This window comes from Amycolatopsis solani (assembly GCF_033441515.1).
Lineage (GTDB): Bacteria > Actinomycetota > Actinomycetes > Mycobacteriales > Pseudonocardiaceae > Amycolatopsis > Amycolatopsis solani.
In genome coordinates this window covers 2,106,408-2,122,528 of sequence record NZ_JAWQJT010000001.1, presented here as the reverse complement: position 1 = coordinate 2,122,528, position 16,121 = coordinate 2,106,408, and the positions used below count along the sequence as shown (strand labels likewise).

At 72.3% G+C, this 16,121-nt stretch carries 12 protein-coding genes; 7 read left to right on the top strand and 5 right to left on the bottom strand.

Translation table 11 applies throughout. The annotated features are described in order from the left end of the window. Window positions 1-9: 9 nt before the first annotated feature. Complete coding sequence (locus SD460_RS10570) at window positions 10-2,766, bottom strand: sensor histidine kinase (RefSeq protein ID WP_290054449.1); 2,757 nt, start codon at window positions 2,764-2,766, stop codon at window positions 10-12. A 186-nt stretch (window positions 2,767-2,952) separates the two neighbouring features. Between SD460_RS10570 and SD460_RS10565 the strand changes: the two genes are divergently transcribed. After that, on the top strand, window positions 2,953-3,918 hold the full coding sequence (locus SD460_RS10565; RefSeq protein ID WP_290054447.1) for an ABC transporter substrate-binding protein: 966 nt from the start codon (window positions 2,953-2,955) through the stop codon (window positions 3,916-3,918). A gap of 58 nt (window positions 3,919-3,976) precedes the next feature. Next, entirely contained in the window at window positions 3,977-5,362 is a 1,386-nt protein-coding gene (locus SD460_RS10560) for an FAD-dependent oxidoreductase (RefSeq protein WP_318306112.1), read from the top strand. On the opposite strand, the gene SD460_RS10555 is transcribed toward SD460_RS10560, so the two are convergent. Then, entirely contained in the window at window positions 5,359-5,976 is a 618-nt protein-coding gene (locus tag SD460_RS10555; protein WP_290054443.1) for an LppU/SCO3897 family protein, read from the bottom strand. The two genes, SD460_RS10560 and SD460_RS10555, sit on opposite strands and share 4 nt — an antisense overlap. Before the next feature lie 75 nt (window positions 5,977-6,051). Between SD460_RS10555 and SD460_RS10550 the strand changes: the two genes are divergently transcribed. After that, entirely contained in the window at window positions 6,052-7,698 is a 1,647-nt protein-coding gene (locus SD460_RS10550) for a DNA repair helicase XPB (RefSeq protein WP_086863604.1), read from the top strand. Window positions 7,699-7,774: 76 nt separating this feature from the next. Here the strand turns inward: SD460_RS10550 and SD460_RS10545 are convergent, their stop codons facing one another. Beyond that, window positions 7,775-8,905, bottom strand: coding sequence for a PrsW family intramembrane metalloprotease (locus SD460_RS10545; protein ID WP_290054439.1), 1,131 nt, complete (start codon window positions 8,903-8,905; stop codon window positions 7,775-7,777). Continuing rightward, window positions 8,902-9,510 carry a hypothetical protein gene (locus tag SD460_RS10540; protein WP_290054437.1) on the bottom strand — a complete coding sequence of 203 codons (609 nt, stop codon included), beginning with the start codon at window positions 9,508-9,510 and terminating at the stop codon, window positions 8,902-8,904. The genes SD460_RS10545 and SD460_RS10540 overlap by 4 nt, the downstream gene beginning before the upstream one ends. 251 nt (window positions 9,511-9,761) lie before the next feature. On the opposite strand from SD460_RS10540, the gene SD460_RS10535 reads away from it, so the two are divergent. Continuing rightward, the gene (locus SD460_RS10535; protein ID WP_290054435.1) at window positions 9,762-10,523 is read left to right on the top strand and encodes a DUF4253 domain-containing protein; all 762 of its coding nucleotides are present in this window, start codon (window positions 9,762-9,764) and stop codon (window positions 10,521-10,523) included. A gap of 454 nt (window positions 10,524-10,977) precedes the next feature. Then, entirely contained in the window at window positions 10,978-11,814 is an 837-nt protein-coding gene (locus SD460_RS10530; protein WP_290054433.1) for a DUF72 domain-containing protein, read from the top strand. Window positions 11,815-11,918: 104 nt separating this feature from the next. On the opposite strand, the gene SD460_RS10525 is transcribed toward SD460_RS10530, so the two are convergent. Further along, window positions 11,919-14,708, bottom strand: coding sequence for an AfsR/SARP family transcriptional regulator (locus SD460_RS10525; protein ID WP_290054431.1), 2,790 nt, complete (start codon window positions 14,706-14,708; stop codon window positions 11,919-11,921). A gap of 75 nt (window positions 14,709-14,783) precedes the next feature. Here SD460_RS10525 and SD460_RS10520 point away from each other — a divergent pair, with 75 nt between their 5' ends. Beyond that, entirely contained in the window at window positions 14,784-15,713 is a 930-nt protein-coding gene (locus SD460_RS10520; protein ID WP_290054428.1) for an o-succinylbenzoate synthase, read from the top strand. Window positions 15,714-15,829: 116 nt separating this feature from the next. Continuing rightward, window positions 15,830-16,042, top strand: coding sequence for a PspC domain-containing protein (locus SD460_RS10515; protein ID WP_290054426.1), 213 nt, complete (start codon window positions 15,830-15,832; stop codon window positions 16,040-16,042). Window positions 16,043-16,121 lie beyond the last annotated feature (79 nt).

Below are 16,121 nucleotides of genomic sequence, written 5' to 3'. Positions count from 1 at the left end.
CAATCCGTTTCACTGGTTCCGGGTGTCGTCTCCCCTCGCATGCCGCCCTCGCCGGAAGCCGCCTTGAAGGCTCGTCATCCGCTCGCGCACCGCTTCCGGGGAAAGTGAGAGTATCGGCCGCTGTTCCGGCACCGCTCCCGGCCCGGCGGCCACGTCGTCGGTCTGCAGGAACGGCCAGGTGTCCTCCGCGCCGTCTTCTTGTTCCAGCTCCGCCGGGGTCGGCCATTCGTACGCGGGCTCGATCGCGGCCGGCGGCGACACCGGCCGCAGCTGCGGTTCGGTGTCCTCGTCGTCCGGGTTCTGCGCGGCGGAGCTTTCACGTGAAAGCTCCGCTTTGCCGGGCAAAGCGGCACTTTCACGTGAAAGTGCGGGCGGGGGCGGGGGCGGAGGTGGGGGCGGCGGGGCCGCGGAGAGCGCGTGCCGTGGTTCCGGGGTGGCCGGACGCGGTTCTTCGGCGACCGGGTGCGGTTCCACCGGGCCACGCGGCTGTTCGGGCGCCGCGGCCGCGTCGAACCACCGGGACAGGACGTCGCGGTAGGCCGGCATCCGCTCGGTCGGCGCGTCGAGGTCGAGGTGGTTGTCGTCGTCCGCGACCGGCCACTCCGGCGCCTGCTCGCGGGCCACCACCGGCGCCCGGCGCGGCGGGCCCGCCTCGATCGACGGCGGGCTCAGCTCCTCCGGTTCCGGCTCGGGCTCGGGTTCCGGCGGCGTCAACGGGGCGAGCGGCGCCAGCAGTTCGGGCTCCGGCTGCGCGGCGGGCTCGGCCGGCGGGGGCGGTGCCGGCATCGGCGGCAGCTCGACGATCAGCGCCGACGGCACCAGCACGGTCGCGACCAGCCCGGAGTCCGCCCGCGAGCTCAGGCTGACGTCGATGTGGTGGCGGGTGGCCAGCGTCGCGACCACGAACAGCCCCATCCGGCGCGACACCTCGACGTCGACGTCCGGCGGGTGCGCGAGCCGCACGTTGGTGCGGTCGATCTCCGCCTGCGGCATACCGGCGCCGTGGTCGACGATCTCGATCTGCCAGTCGCCGTCGTGGGTTTCGGCGCTGGACACGGTGACCGTCTCGTCGCCGGAGTAGCGGGTCGCGTTCTCCAGCAGCTCCGAAATGACGTGCACGAGGTCGTTGACGGCCTCGCCGCGCACCGCGACCTGCGGCGCCGGGCCGAGCTCGATCCGCTGGTAGTGCTCGACCTCCGACAGCGCGGCGCCGACGATCTCGTCGGCCGAGACGGCGCCGGCGTCCTCGCGCGCGGAGTCGTGGCCGGAGAGCACCAGCAGGTTTTCGCTGTTGCGCCGCATCCGCGTGGCGAGGTGGTCGAGCTCGAACAGCCCGGCGAGGGTGTCCGGGTCCTGCTCGTCGGCCTCCATCCGGTCGAGCACCGACAGCTGCCGCTCGACGAGGTCCTGGCTGCGCTGCGAGAGGTTGACGAACATCGCGTTGACGTTCTCGCGCAGCATCGCCTGTTCGCCGGCGAGCCGGACGGCCTCGCCGTGCACCGCGTCGAACGCGCGCGCCACCTGGCCCACCTCTTCGCGGGTGAACACCGGCACGGGCGCGACGGCGAGCCGTTTCCGCAGGTTCTCCGGGGCGGGCTCGGGGTCGGTGAGCAGGTTCTGCACGGCCGCGGGCAGCCGGTGCTCGGCCACTTCGAGTGCGGTCCGGCGCAGGATCCGCAAGGGGCGCAACAGGGACCGCGCGATGACCACCGACAGCACGCCCGCGACGAGGAGGACGCCGAGCACGACGCCGCCGTCCCAGAGCGCCGCCGTACGGGCCTGCGCCGCCAGCGCGTCGGTGCGTTCCTGCAATTGGACGAGCAGCGCCTGCTGCACCTGGTGGGTCAGGTTCACCGTGTGGGTGGCCGAGGTGTCCCACTGGTTCGGGTCGAGGCCCGAGAGGTTCTGGTCGTTTTCGGTGCGGGTCAGCGCGGATTCGACCATGTCGTTGCCGATGTCGACGACCAGCCCGATCACCGTGTCGTCGAACATCCTCTGCTGGTCGGGCGTCGCGAACGTGCGGTAGTCGTTGCGCGCGGCGGCCAGCTCGGCTTCCGCGCCGAGCAGGGCGCGCGTGCGGTCGCGGTCGAGCGTGCCCGCGGCGAGCGCCTCGGCCATCACCGCCCGCTTGACCGACATCTGGTCCTTGATCCGGGCCAGCGCGTTCCCGGCCAGCCGCAGCCGCGCCAGCTCCGGGTCGGAGACGTCGGCGGCGGCCGAGTCGCTGATGTCGAGCAGGCCGGAGATCAGCTCGCTGTAGGAGCGCAGGACGGCGTCGGCGGGGAACGCCGAGTGCTCCGCGGAGAACCGGAGGCCGCCGAGCACGCGCAGCCGGTCGTCGGTCTGCTGCAGGCTGTCCGCGGCCTTCGCGTCGAGCCGCGGCTTGCTGTCGGCGAGCGTGCGTTCGAACGTGCCGATCGCCTGGTCGACGCGGTTGCGCTGGGCGGTGAGGTCGGCGGTGTCGCCCTGCCGGTTCTGCGCGACGAACCGGACGGTCAGGTCGCGCTCGCGCTGCAGCTCGTGGACGGCTTCGGCGACGGTGCTGTCGACGCGGCCGCGGGTGGCGAACTCGGCGAGCTGCTGGGCGTCGCGCAGGTCGGAGCTGATGCGCAGGCCGACGAGCGCGATCACGGCGAGCGCCGGGATCAGCAGGACGGCGAAGAGCTTCGTGCCGAGGCGCCAGTTGCGCAATCTCCAGCGGCCACCGGCCGGACGCGGATCCGCCGCGTCGCCGCCCTTGCGGGGACGCTTGTCGCGACGGGTCACCTGGTTTCCTTTTCCACCGCGAGCGGGAACCCGCGGATCTGACAACACTCGAACCTACTGAACGGTAGCCCGCACCGTGGAGATCCGAAAGCCGCGCTGGCGCGATCCGGCCCTGCCCGCGATCGTATGGGGCGCGGACCATACGATCCAGCACGAGAACCAGATTCTCGCGGTAGGTGAAGGTTCATGATCAGACGCGGATGGACGATTCCGCTGGTGGCGGCGCTTCTGGCGACCGCCGGGTGCAGTGTGTTCTCTTCAGCCACCCCAGCGGCCCCACCGCCTCTGGAACGGACCACCCTGCGCGTCGGTGTGGGCAACGCCATCGACACGGCCCCGCTGCGGATCGCCGTCGCGAACGGGAAGTTCGGCGCCACCGGGCTGAACGTCCAGCTGGTGGAACTCGGCGCGGACGACGGGCTGGCCAAGGTGGCGGCCGGCGACCTCGACGTCACCTTCGCCTCCGACATCGCGATGTTCCGCGCGGCGGCCGGCGGGTCGGCGTTGCAGCTGCAGGGCGAGGCCTACACGGCCGGGCCCAACACGATGGCGCTGGTCACCCTGCCCGGCTCCGACTACACCGTGCCGACGGCGAAGAAGTCGCCCGAGATCGCGGTGAACATGCTCGACGACGTCGGCGCGCTGGTCGCGCGTTCGGTGCTGGTCACCGCGGGCGTCGACGCGGCGAAGATCAAGTTCCGGCAGGTGCCGTTCGACGCGATGCCCCAGGCGCTCCAGGCCGGCGACGCGGACGCGGCGCTGATGATCGAGCCGTACATCACGCGCGCAGAGAAGGACATGGGCGCGCACATCCTGGCCGACGGCGCCCGCGGCTCGGCGCTCGACTTCCCGCTGTCCGGCTACGCGTCCGCCAAGCCGTTCGCGCAGGCCAACCCCCGCACACTGGCGGCGTTCCGGACGGCACTGGGCGCGGCCCAGCAGAACGCGACCGACCCGGCGGTGGTCCGCGACGCGCTCCCGAAGTTCTCCGACATCGACTCGACCACGGCGTCGTTGATCTCACTCGGCTCGTACCCGGCGTCGCTCAACGGCATCCGGCTGCAGCGGGTGGCGGACCTGATGCACAACTCCGGATTGCTGGCGAACCGCCTCGACGTCCAGGCCCTGCTGCCGGACAAGAACGGTTATTAGCTTCCCTCAAATTTGCACCTGGTCTACTTTTGCACTCAGTCTACCCGAGGAGTGCACGATGACCGACGTCCTGATCACCGGAGCCGGCCCCACCGGGCTGGTGCTCGCCGCCGAACTCGCCATGGCCGGCGTCGAGGTCACCGTCCTGGAACGCCGCACCGAGCCGGGCCTCCCCCGGCCCGTCGGGCTCCAGCCCCGGACCGCCGAACTGCTCGAACTCCGCGGCCTCGACCCCGCCGGCCCGGAGATCGACGGCCCGAGCGGGCACTTCGCCGGCCTCCCGGTGCCGCTGGACCACAGCGTCTGGCGGACCCGCCACCCCCGCGTGCTCAACCGCACCCAGGACGACGTCGAAGCGATGCTGGCCGAGCACGCCGTCGAGCACGGCGCCGTCGTCGAACGCGGCCACGCGGTGACCGCCGTCGAGACGAGCGAGGACGGCGTCACCGTCGACGGGCGACGGGCGCGCTGGCTGGTCGCCTGCGACGGCGCGCACAGCACCGTCCGGCGGCTGCTGGGGGTGCCGTTCCCCGGCCGCACCGAGACCTACGTCGCCACGCTCGCGCACGTCCGGCTGGCCGCCGCGTCCGCGCTCGTGCCGTCCCGTGCCACGCACTTCAGCGAAGTCACGCGGCAGGCGAACGGCCACTGGGCGATGCTCACCCCGCTCGGCGACGGCGGGCACCGGTTCGTCTTCGGCTCGACGGCGGCGCAGCCCGGCCGCGACGCGCCCGTGTCGGACACCGAGGTGACGGAGGCCCTGACGGCCCTGTACGGCGCCGAGACGCGCCTGGGCGAGGTCTACGGCGCTTCGCGGTTCAACGACGCGACGCGGCAGCTGGAGCGGTACCGGCACGGCCGGGTGATCTTCGCCGGCGACGCCGCGCACATCCACCCGCCGCTCGGCGGGCAGGGGCTCAACCTCGGGGTGCAGAACGCGATGAACCTCGGCTGGAAGCTGGCCGCGACCGTCCGCGGCACGGCGCCGTCCGGGCTGCTGGACACCTACCACGCCGAGCGTCACCCGGCGGCCGCGCGCGTGCTGCGGCACACCGCCGCCCAGCGGGTGTTCACCGCGCCGGACCGGAGCGAGAACGTCGAGGCGCTGCGCGAGATCGTCGTCGACCTGATGCGGACGCCGGACGGCAACCGGTACTTCAGCGGGCTGCTGTCCGGCCTCGGCCTCGGCTACCCGGGCGCGGACCGGGTCCCGGACCTCGACCTGACGACGGCGGCCGGCCCGACGCGGCTTTCGGCGTTGCTGCGGGACGGCCGCGGCCTGCTGCTCGACCTCGGCGACCACCCGGCCCCGGCGGGCTTGACCGGGCAGGTGCGCCGGGTGCGCGCGAGCACGGGCGACGAGGGGTACCGCGGGCGGCTGCTGCTGCTCCGCCCGGACGGGTACGCCGTCGACCCCGCCGAGCCGGGCCGCTGGTTCGGCTAGATGTTCTCGCCGGTCTTCACCAGGCAGACCGTCCGCCGCGGCGGGCCCTGGTACATGAGGACCTTGTCCGCGTGCTCGCCGCAGGCGTCTTCGTCACCGAAGCCGGAGACGACCTGGACGCGGTCCTGGGCGGCCGGATCGGTGCAGCTCACCTTGGTGATGGTCGTCTCGTCCTCGATGCCGCGCACGCAGTCGCCGGACTGGACGTTCAGCGCCAGGCAGAGCGTGCGGCCCGCCCCGGAGCCGGTCCGGAACCGCACGTAGTCGCCGGACGCGCACGCGATGCCCGAGCGGTAGGTGTTCTCCACCTTGTACGTCGCGCGGTCCGAGCCGCAGCCGACGCGGTGGTAGGCGGTCCGGTCGCCGCTCTCCCGCGTCAGGTACAGGCAGTCGCCGTTTTCCGGCGTGCCCGTGCTGCCCACCGCGTTGAGACCCAGCGCGGCCAGCGAGCCGAGGGCCAGCGCCAGCACGACGCAGGCGGCGAGCGTGATCCGCACCTTCACGGTGAACCAGTGCGGGATGGCCGGCTGCCCCTGAACGGGTGGCATCGGCGCGTGGTGCGTGGCGTAGTCGGGCGTCCGGAACGGGTTGTCGTCGGACGGTGGTGTGGTCAACGTGCCCTCCAGTGATCCCCTCGGCACCTCGTCCCGTCGACGCCGGCCGCGAGCGAGGCACGTATAACAGTAGTTGTGACTGATGGCCCGCTGATCGTCCAGTCCGACAAGACCGTGCTCCTGGAGGTCGACCACCCCCAGGCCGACGACGCGCGGATCTCCATCGCGCCGTTCGCCGAGCTCGAACGGGCGCCGGAGCACGTGCACACCTACCGGATCACGCCGCTGGCCTTGTGGAACGCGCGAGCCGCCGGCCACGACGCCGAGCAGGTCGTCGACGCGCTGACGACGTACTCCCGCTTCCCGGTGCCGCAGCCGCTGCTGATCGACGTCGTCGACGTGATGGGCCGGTTCGGGCGGCTGCAGATCGCCAACCACCCGGCGCACGGGCTGGTCATGTCGACCACCGACCGCGCGGTGCTGACCGAGGTGATCCGGAACAAGAAGATCAGCCCGATGCTCGGCGCCCGGATCGACGAGGACACGGTCATCGTGCACCCGTCCGAGCGCGGGCGGCTCAAGCAGGCGCTGCTGAAGGTCGGCTGGCCGGCCGAGGACCTCGCCGGGTACGTCGACGGCGAGGCGCACCCGATCGCGCTCGACGAGACGGACTGGCAGCTGCGCGACTACCAGCGCCAAGCCGCGGAGGCGTTCTGGGCGGGCGGCTCCGGCGTCGTCGTGCTGCCGTGCGGCGCGGGCAAGACGATGGTCGGCGCGGCGGCGATGGCGAAGGCCGCGGCGACGACGCTGATCCTGGTGACCAACACGGTCGCCGGGCGGCAGTGGAAGCGCGAGCTGATCGCGCGGACGTCGCTGACCGAGGAGGAGATCGGCGAGTACTCCGGCGAGAAGAAGGAGATCCGGCCGGTCACCATCGCCACCTACCAGGTGATCACCCGCAAGACCAAGGGCGAGTACAAGCACCTGGAGCTGTTCGACTCGCGCGACTGGGGCCTGGTCGTCTACGACGAGGTCCACCTGCTGCCGGCCCCGGTGTTCCGGATGACGGCGGACCTGCAGTCGCGCCGCCGCCTCGGCCTGACCGCGACACTGGTGCGCGAGGACGGCCGCGAGGGCGACGTCTTCTCGCTGATCGGCCCGAAGCGCTACGACGTGCCGTGGCGCGACATCGAGGCGCAGGGCTGGATCGCGCCGGCGGAGTGCACCGAAGTCCGCGTGACGCTGACCGACGCCGAACGGCTCGAGTACGCGACGGCCGAAGCCGACGAGCGCTACAAGCTGGCCGCGACGGCGTTGACGAAGACCCCGGTGATCAAGTCGATCGTGCAGAAGCACGCCGGCGAGCCGACGCTGGTCATCGGCGCCTACCTCGACCAGCTGGAGATGCTCGGCGACGAACTCGACGCGCCGGTCATCCAGGGCGCGACCCGCAACAAGGAGCGCGAGGAGCTGTTCGACAAGTTCCGCCGCGGCGAGATCCGGACACTCGTGGTGTCGAAGGTCGCGAACTTCTCGATCGACCTGCCCGAAGCGTCGGTGGCGATCCAGATCTCGGGCACGTTCGGCTCCCGGCAGGAGGAAGCCCAGCGGCTCGGGCGGCTGCTGCGCCCCAAGGGCGACGGCAGGCAGGCGCACTTCTACTCGATCGTCTCGCGCGACACCGTCGACACGGAGTACGCGGCCCACCGGCAGCGGTTCCTCGCGGAGCAGGGGTACGCGTACCACATCGTGGACGCGGACGACCTGCTCCGCCCGCTGTGACGGACCCGCTCGACCCTAACGCGCCCTGAAGGGGACGTTCAGCTCATGAGATGAGCGGAAAGTCCCCTTCAGGGCATCAGGTGAGCCGTTCGAGTTCGGCACGGGCGTGCGCCACCCGTGCGGTCTCGGTGCCGCCGGCGCGGGAGATCTCCCGCGCGAGGTCGCCCGCGGCGTCGAGGAGGTGGCGCGACCGGCGCCGGCTGTGCACCTGCTTGCGGAACTTCTCGCGGTCCTTGCGCAGTCCGCTGACCGCGTCGAGCAGCGCCGGCGTGACCACCCCGGCGTCGACCTCCGGCCCGAGCAGGTCCCGCATCCAGCTCCGCTCCCGGCGGGCGGCCCGGCGCAGCACGGCGAACAGGGCGACGAGCTCCACGGCCGCGATCGCGAACGGCAGCACCACCGTCAGCGGGCCACCGCCGCCGAGGCCGGTCATGTCGTCCCAGGCGAAGTGGAACGCCATCGCCATCGCCATGGTCAGCACGCCGAGCACCACCCGGCGCTCGCCCCGCGCGCGGCCCAGCACCCACAGCAGCCCGGCGCCGAAGATGGCGCTGAACAGCGCGTGCGACACCACCCCGGACGCGCCGCGCACGAGGAACACCTGCAGCGAAGTGCCGAGCTGGTTCGCGCCGAACGTCTGCGCGGCGCCGTTGTAGACGTAGAGCACGTCCTCGAACACCTGGAAGCCCAGGCCGATGAACGCGCCGATGATGAAACCGTCGTAGGCACTGCGGACCAGCCGCGGGGCGAGCCCGATCAGCAGGACGAGCCCGAGCGCCTTGCCCCATTCCTCGGTGATCGGGGCGCTGAGGCCCGCGGCCCAGTCGCCGGCGAAGGCGGTGCCGCCGACCTTCGCCCAGATCTCCAGCAGCGCGGTGTTGGCCGGGAGCGCGATCCAGAACGTCGCGGCGACGCCGCCCCAGGCGAAGCCCGCCGCGAGGAGCCCGCCCGGCTGGGCGGTGTAGCGGTTCTGACGGCGCAGCAACAACAACCACGGCACCAGGTACAGCGCGAACAACAGCACGCCGCCGGTCAGCGCCGGGGCGTAGAAGCCGCTGGTGCCGAAGTACCGCACGATCGCCAGCGCGCCACCGCCGAGGCCGAGCAGGTACACCCAGAAGGCCAGGTTGTGCGGCTGGGTGAAGCGGAACGGCACGCCCCAGCCCGACTCCTCGATCGCGGCCAGTTGGGCCGCCTTGCCGTTCACTTGGCCGGGCCCGGGGCGATGCTGCGCAGGAACGCCGTCACTTCGTCGCGATGGCGTTCGAACTGGTCCGGCGCGGTGCGCACGCGGACCAGCAGCGCCGGCGCGGTGTCGGCCTGCGGCACCTTGAACGCGACGTCGAGCGCGTCACCGCCCGGCCCGGTCCCGGCCTGGACGACCCCGGTCAGCCCGGCGGCGGTGGTGACGCTGCCCCGCGCCGCGTCGACGCCCGGCGCGTCGCCCTCGGACCGTTCGACCTGGTCGAGGAAGGCGTCCGCCGACCCGGTGTAGGGCACGCCGCGCAGGTCGATGGTCGCGCCGCCGGTGGCCAGCGTGACCTGCAGGGTCGTGGGGCTCGCCGTCACCGCGGAGCCGGTCAGGGTGCCGCTCTCGAGCTGCCAGCCCACCGGCGGGACCGCCGTCGCGCCGCCGCCGAGGTCGAGGACGTCGCCGGCCTCGACCTCGTTGTGCCACGGGATCGCGGCGTCGAGCGCGGGGAGGCCGTAGATCAGCACGAGCGCGACGCCGAGCGCCGTCAAGGCGGGTTTGAACGTCCGCCGGTCGAGCCCGGCGAACCGGTGCTCCACCGGCACCCAGTCGTCGGTCACCGGCTGCCCCCTCTCCTCGACGTGGACTGTAAGCAGGCTCCCTCCGGTTCGCACCTTCTCCGCCCGGCCACCCCTTCGGCCCAGCGAATCGTCACAGGAGCAACTTCCACCTCACGAGCCTCGCTCATGGCTTTGACCTGGGGATTTGCGGATTCACTCGAACGGATGAGCGGGGGAATCGCTGGAAATTGTCGGACCCTCGAACTACTGTTCGAGGAGCAGTAGCCGAACACAAGTTCGAGGGGACGTCCATGACGATCGCACCGCTCCGCCCCGGTACGCCCGCGCCGCCGGTCCAGACCCTGCCACCGGGGTCGTGGCACGGCCGGCTGTGGGTGTCCGACCTGCCCTTGACCCGGCCAGAGCGCTACCTCGGCTGCGTGGCCGAGTTCGAGCGGTCGGGCCTGTGGCCGGTGCTGATCCCCCACGACCAGCGCTTCGCGGCGAACGGCGAGGACTGGATCGACGACCGCGGCCGCCTGGCCCCGGCCGGCCACCGCGTCCCGTCCGCCGACCCGGCGGCGGCCTTGGCCCGCTGGTGGGACACCTCCTGCTGCGACGGCGCCTGCCTCCGCCCGTTCGGCGCCCGCTTCCCCGGGCTGGCGAAGCGAAGCCCACGCAAGTCGGACCCACTGGCGGAAGCGGGCAACACGGGTTCGATCCTGGCCACCCGAGCCCCGCACCGGCTCGGCCTGGTCCAGACCGAGCGCCCGGCCGACATCCCTGCGTTGTTGGGCTGGACGGGGATGATCAAGTGCACGGACCAGGTGGCCGAGCTGTCGGCGGTGCTGCGCAGCTGGGAGGACCGCTTCGGAGCAACGCTGGTGGTGCTGGGCTTCGACGCGATCGAGCTGTCGGTGGCGGCCCCACCCAGGAACCAGGCGAGGGCACTGACGGTGGCGGCGGAGCACCGGGCGTTCAGCTTGCCGACGTTCGCCGGGCAGCCGGGAAACCTGCGCGAGTACGCGTCGGGGTTGGTGCAGTCCCGGCACTGGAGGTTCTCCTGGGCGTAGGTGGAGAGCGGCACCGGAGAGAGGTCGGTTGCGGGGCAAGGGATCCGGACGGGCGGCGGCTCCGGGCTGGCAGCGGCTCCGGCCCGGCGCCAGCTCTAGTGCCCAGCGGCGGCTCCAGCCCGACGGAAGCCCAGCCGGGCAGCGGCTCCGGGGCGGCGGCACCCCGGCCAGGCCGCAGCTCCGCTCCGCGAGCCAGAGCGGACCAGCCGACTTCCCTTTCCCAGCCCGAAAACCGCGCAACCACCATCCCCGAGCGCCCCGCGCACCCAAACCACCCGACACCCCAACCCACCCCGGCGGTGCTGTGAGCAAACGCTTCAAAGGCCCCTTGAGACGGCCGTCCCCCAACTCAGGTCACCTGTCCCGACCCGCGGTCCGCCAGTCCGACCGGCGCCGCGTTTCGGCGCGCCTCCGACCGGGAATCACCTGCCGCGGGAACGGGCACAGGAAGGCGGTGAGGACGATCGCCGAAATCCGGATCGGGACCTCGGGGTGGCGTTACCCGCCCTGGCGCGGGGTTTTCTACCCACCCGGGCTCGCCCAACGCCGCGAGCTCGAATACCTCTCGCGCCAGATGAACGCCGTCGAGATCAACGGCTCCTTCTACTCGCTCCAGCGCCCCGAGCGCTACCGCGCGTGGTTCGACGAGACCCCGGCCGGCTTCCTCTTCGCCGTCAAAGGTGGTCGCTTCATCACGCACATGAAGCAGCTCCGAGACGTCGAGACCGCGCTCGCGAACTTCTACGCCTCCGGGGTCCTCGCCCTCGGGGCGAAACTGGGCCCGTTCCTCTGGCAACTCCCGCCGCGGCTGGCGTTCGACCCCGATCGGCTCGCGAACTTCTTCGCGCTCCTGCCCCGCACCACCACCGACGCCGTCGAGCTGGCCAAGAAGCACGACGGCAACCTCAAAAGCGATCCCTACCTCGAAAGCGGCCCGAAAAGACCCCTCAAGCACGCGCTCGAAGTCCGGCACCCCAGCTTCGCCCAGCCCGCAGCGACGCACCTGCTGCGGGAGCACGACATCGCCCTCGTCGTCGCCGACACCGCGGGCAAGTGGCCGTTCCTCGAAGAGCAGACCTCGGACTTCAGCTACGTCCGGCTGCACGGCGACGAAGAGCTCTACGTCAGCGGCTACTCCGACCGAGCACTCCGCGTCTGGGCCGACAAGATCGAGCGCTGGCACGACGGCGGACGGCGGGACGTGCACGTCTACTTCGACAACGACGTCAAGGTCCAGGCGCCGCGCAACGCCGAGTGCCTCGCCGAGCTGCTCGGGATTCGCGGGCAGTGAATGGACAGAGTGAGTGGACAGTGAGCGGGATCCGCTTGACTCACCGGGCAGGCGGACCGGCTTGCGTGCTGTCGCTGGGGGTCGGCACGCGAGCGGTCCGCCGCTCACCCTCCCGTACTCACCAGCGCCGCCAGTTTGGCGCGGACGTCGTCCGCGTCGGGGTGGCCCAGTTCCGTCAGCAGCCGGACCGAGCTGAGCCAGCACTCGCGGGCCAACGTCACTTCGCCATACCTCGCATAAATGGTGCCCAGCTGGGCGAGGACGTCCGCGGCCTCGTACTGCTCGCCCATCTCGAAGAACATCGAGACCGAGTCGCGGATGCACGCGATGCCCTCGTCGAACCGGCCGAGGCCGATCAAGGCCAGCCCTCGGGTGTGCTGGGTGAAGCGGGTGTCCACCGGCTGACCGTCCGCGCCGACGACGGCCAGTGCCGCGTCGGCCAGGCGCAGGGCCTGCTCGTGGTCGCCCATCGACGTGCAGACGTCGCCGAGTGCGCGCAGCACGCTCGCTTCGAACTGCCCCATCCCCAGCTCGCGGACGATCTCCAGGGCCTGTTTGCCGTGTTCGTACGCCACCGCGTACTCGTCCAGGTTGTGCGAAGCCAGCGCCAGGTTGTACTGCGCCCGCGCTTCGCCCTCCCGCGCGCCGAGCTCGCGCTGGATCGCCAGCACCTGCTCCAGGTAGCTCCGCGACTCCGCGTACCGCCGGGCGACGCCGTTGACGACGCCGAGGCCGCTGAGGATGCCCGCCTCGCCGGGGCGGTGGCCGCTCGAGCGGGCTGCTTCGAGCGCCACCGTGAACACCGAACGCCAGTCGTCCAGCCGCGAGCGCGTCACGAAGTAGCTTTGCAGCAGCCAGGCCAGCTTCCAGCAGACGTCGTCGCGGCCGAGGCGCCGCGCGAGGTGCACCGCGGCGATGAGGTTCCCGGACTCTTCGACGAACCAGTCGAGGGCCTCGTGGTGGGAAGTGAACGTCAGACCGCCGTCGAGGTCGTCGAGTTCCAGCAGCCGGTAGTAGCGCTCCGGGCGCATCCGGCGGGACGCGTCCAGCGCCGACGCCAGGTACCAGCCCAGCAACCGGTCCAGCGCCTCGGATCGCTGCGAAGCCGAGTCGACCTGTGACGCGACTTCGCCCGCGTACGCCCGGATCAGGTCGTGGAACTGGTAGCGGCCCGGCCGCGGCTGGGCGAGCAGGTGCGCGGACGCCAAGGTCTCCAGGACCGCACGGGCCGTCGCCAGGTCCAGACCGGCGACCGCGGCCGCCACCGGCGCGGTGAAGTCGGCGCCGGTGGCCAGGCCGAGCAGCCGCAGCAGCCGCGCCGCCGGGGGCTGCAATGCCTGGTACGAGTACGAAAGCACCGAGCGGATGTTCGTCCCTTCGCCGTCGGCGAGGTCGAACGAGCCGAGCAGGTCGCCGGAAAGCGAACCGGCGAACTCGTCGAGCGGCAGGTCGGGGAACTGCGCCGCGCGCACCGCGAGGATCCGGATGGCCAGGGGCAGCCCGCCGCAGTAGCGCACGAACCGCTCGGCCGCCGCCGGGTCGCGGGCCACCCGCTCGACGCCGATCGTGGCCGCGAGCAGCTCGACGGCGTCCTCGTCGCCGAGCTCCTCCAGCGCGATCCGCCGCGCGCCGTGCGTCGCGACCAGCGCGCGCAGCTGCCAGCGGCTGGTGATCACGACCAGGCAGCCCGGGCCGGGCAGCAGCGGGCGCACCTGCTCGGTGCGGTTGGCGTTGTCGAGCAGGACCAGCAGCCGCCGTCCCGCGGTGTGCGTGCGCCAGCTCGCCGCGCGGCCGTCGAGGTCGGCCGGGATCGCGTCGCACGGCACGCCGAGCGCGGTGAGCATCGCCTCCAGCGCCGTCGACGGCTCGACCGGCTCGCCGGGGCCGTACCCCCGCAGGTTGAGGTAGACCTGCCCGCCGGGGAACCGGTCGGCGATCTCGTGCGCGAAGTGCACGGCCAGCGTCGTCTTGCCCACGCCGCCCATGCCTTCGACGGACGCGATCGGCGTGGACGCGCCGGCGTCGACCGCCTCCGGCAGCAGCGCGTGCAACGCCTTGAGGTCGCACTCGCGCCCGGAGAAGCTCCGCAGGTCGGCGGGCAGCTGGTGCGGCACCTGCGGTTCGGCGCCGAGCCGGTAGCGCGCCAGCCGGGCGGGCTCGTCGGCGCCGGTCAGGATCGCCTGCCGGGTGCGCTGCAGCGACGGCCCGGGGTCGAGCCCGAGTTCGTCGGCCAGCACCCGGCTGATCCGGCCGTACACGTCGAGCGCGTCCGCCTGGCGCCCCGAGCGGTACAGCGCGGCCATCAGCTGCTCGTGCAACCGCTCCCGCAAGGGGTTTTCCCTGGTCAGCCGCGTCAGTTCGGGGATGACGGTGGCGTATTCGCCGACTTCGAGCAGCGCGTCCGCCCACTGTTCGCGGACGCGCAGCCGTTCTTCGGCCAGCTGGCCGGCTTCGTCGCGGTGGAGCGCGTCGGACTCGACGTTGAGCAGGGCCGGCCCGCGCCACTGCTCGAGCGCTTCGGCGAAGTGCGCGGCCGCCTGGCGGCTCTCGCCCCGGTCCAGCGCCGCCTTGCCGCGGGCGGCGAGCGCGCGGAACCGGGACAGGTCGAGCAGGCCGTCGTCGAGTTCGATGAGGTAGCCGCCGCTTTCGGTGCGGATCGACACCTGGTCGCCCAGCGCGCGGCGCAGGCGCAGCACGTACGTCTGCAGCGCGCCCTTCGACCGGCGGCGGTCGTCGCTCCACAGCCAGCGGCCCAGCTCGTCGACCGGCACGACCCGGTTCGCGCGCAGCAGAAGACCGGCCAGCACGATCAGCGGCCGGCTGCCCCCGAGCGGTACCGGGCGGCCGTCGGCCGTGACCTCGGCCGGACCCAGCACGCGGAAGTCGAGGACCACGGGGTCATTCTCTCCTCCGAATGCGCGGTTCTGCATCCGTTCGCCGATCCTGGGACGGTGGCATGATCGGCGTCGATGAAGGTCTACGCGATTCCCCTGCGCACCCGGTTCCGCGGCATCACCGTCCGGGAAGGCGTCCTGCTGCGCGGCCCGGCCGGCTGGGGCGAGTTCTGCCCGTTCGCCGACTACTCGGATGCCGAGAGCGCGCCGTGGCTGCGGGCGGCGCTGGAGGCGAGTGAAACCGGCTGGCCGGCGCCGGTCCGCGACCGGGTCGAGGTGAACACGACCGTCCCGGTGGTCGGGCCCGAGCAGGCCTACGAACTCGTGCGCGCGTCCGGCTGCCGCACGGCCAAGGTGAAGGTCGCGGACCCGCGCGTCTCCCTGGCGGACGATTGCGCGCGGGTCGAGGCGGTCCGCGACGCGCTCGGCCCGGACGGCGCGATCCGCGTCGACGCCAACACGGCCTGGGACGTCGACACGGCGGTCCGCGCGATCACCGACCTCGACAAGGCCGCGGGCGGGCTGGAGTACGCGGAACAGCCGTGCCCGACGATCGACGACCTGGCCGCGGTGCGCCGCCGGGTGGGCGTCCGGATCGCCGCCGACGAGTCGATCCGCCGCGCGGAGGACCCGCTGAAGGTGGCGGTCGCCGGGGCGGCGGACATCGCGGTGCTGAAGGTGGCGCCGCTCGGGGGCGTGCGCCGGGCGCTGGAGGTCGCGGAGGCGTGCGGCCTGCCGTGTGTGGTGTCCTCGGCGGTGGAGACGAGCGTCGGCCTCGCGGCCGGGCTGGCGCTGGCGGGCGCGCTCCCGGAACTCGAATTCGCTTGTGGACTGGGCACGATCTCGTTGCTGGAAGGGGACGTCTGCGCCGACTCACTGTCCCCTGTGGACGGTTACCTGCCGGTCCTGCGCCAGGCGCCGGAGCCCACCGGCGGGTACCGGGCACCGGAAGGGGCGCGAGCCGCGTGGGAAGCCCGCCTGGCGAGGGTGCGCGAGTTGTCGTGAGTGTTAAGTCGGGTTAGAACCCGACTTAACACTCACGACCCCGAGGCCGAAGTTCAGGGTCGGGGTCGGGGCCGTTCCGGATGTGGTCAGGGTGCCCCGCGAGCCAGTATTGAGCCATGACGAACAGCGTGTACGCCCCCACCAAGAAGCTCCGCCGCAGCCGCTCCGACAAGATGCTCACCGGCGTCTGCGGTGGCTGGTCCACCTACCTCGGCATCGACGCCAACGTGCTGCGCATCGGCCTGGTCGCCGCCGTGTTCCTGTCGGTCGGCATCGCGATCCCGATCTACGTCGCGGCCGCCATCCTGACTCCGGAAGAGGATTCCTGACGCGGGGCGGGCGCCGGTTCGCAGGGGGAGCCGGTGCCCGCCGGGGGTGTGCCGTTCGGCCGAGCACCGTAGGCCGGGC

What these genes read in the sequence shown, in the direction of transcription:
- SD460_RS10565 (WP_290054447.1), top strand. Translation starts at nt 2,953, where the DNA reads ATGATCAGACGCGGATGGACGATTCCGCTGGTGGCGGCGCTTCTGGCG.
- SD460_RS10535 (WP_290054435.1), top strand. Translation starts at nt 9,762, where the DNA reads ATGACGATCGCACCGCTCCGCCCCGGTACGCCCGCGCCGCCGGTCCAG.
- SD460_RS10560 (WP_318306112.1), top strand. Translation starts at nt 3,977, where the DNA reads ATGACCGACGTCCTGATCACCGGAGCCGGCCCCACCGGGCTGGTGCTC.
- SD460_RS10515 (WP_290054426.1), top strand. Translation starts at nt 15,830, where the DNA reads ATGACGAACAGCGTGTACGCCCCCACCAAGAAGCTCCGCCGCAGCCGC.
- SD460_RS10520 (WP_290054428.1), top strand. Translation starts at nt 14,784, where the DNA reads ATGAAGGTCTACGCGATTCCCCTGCGCACCCGGTTCCGCGGCATCACC.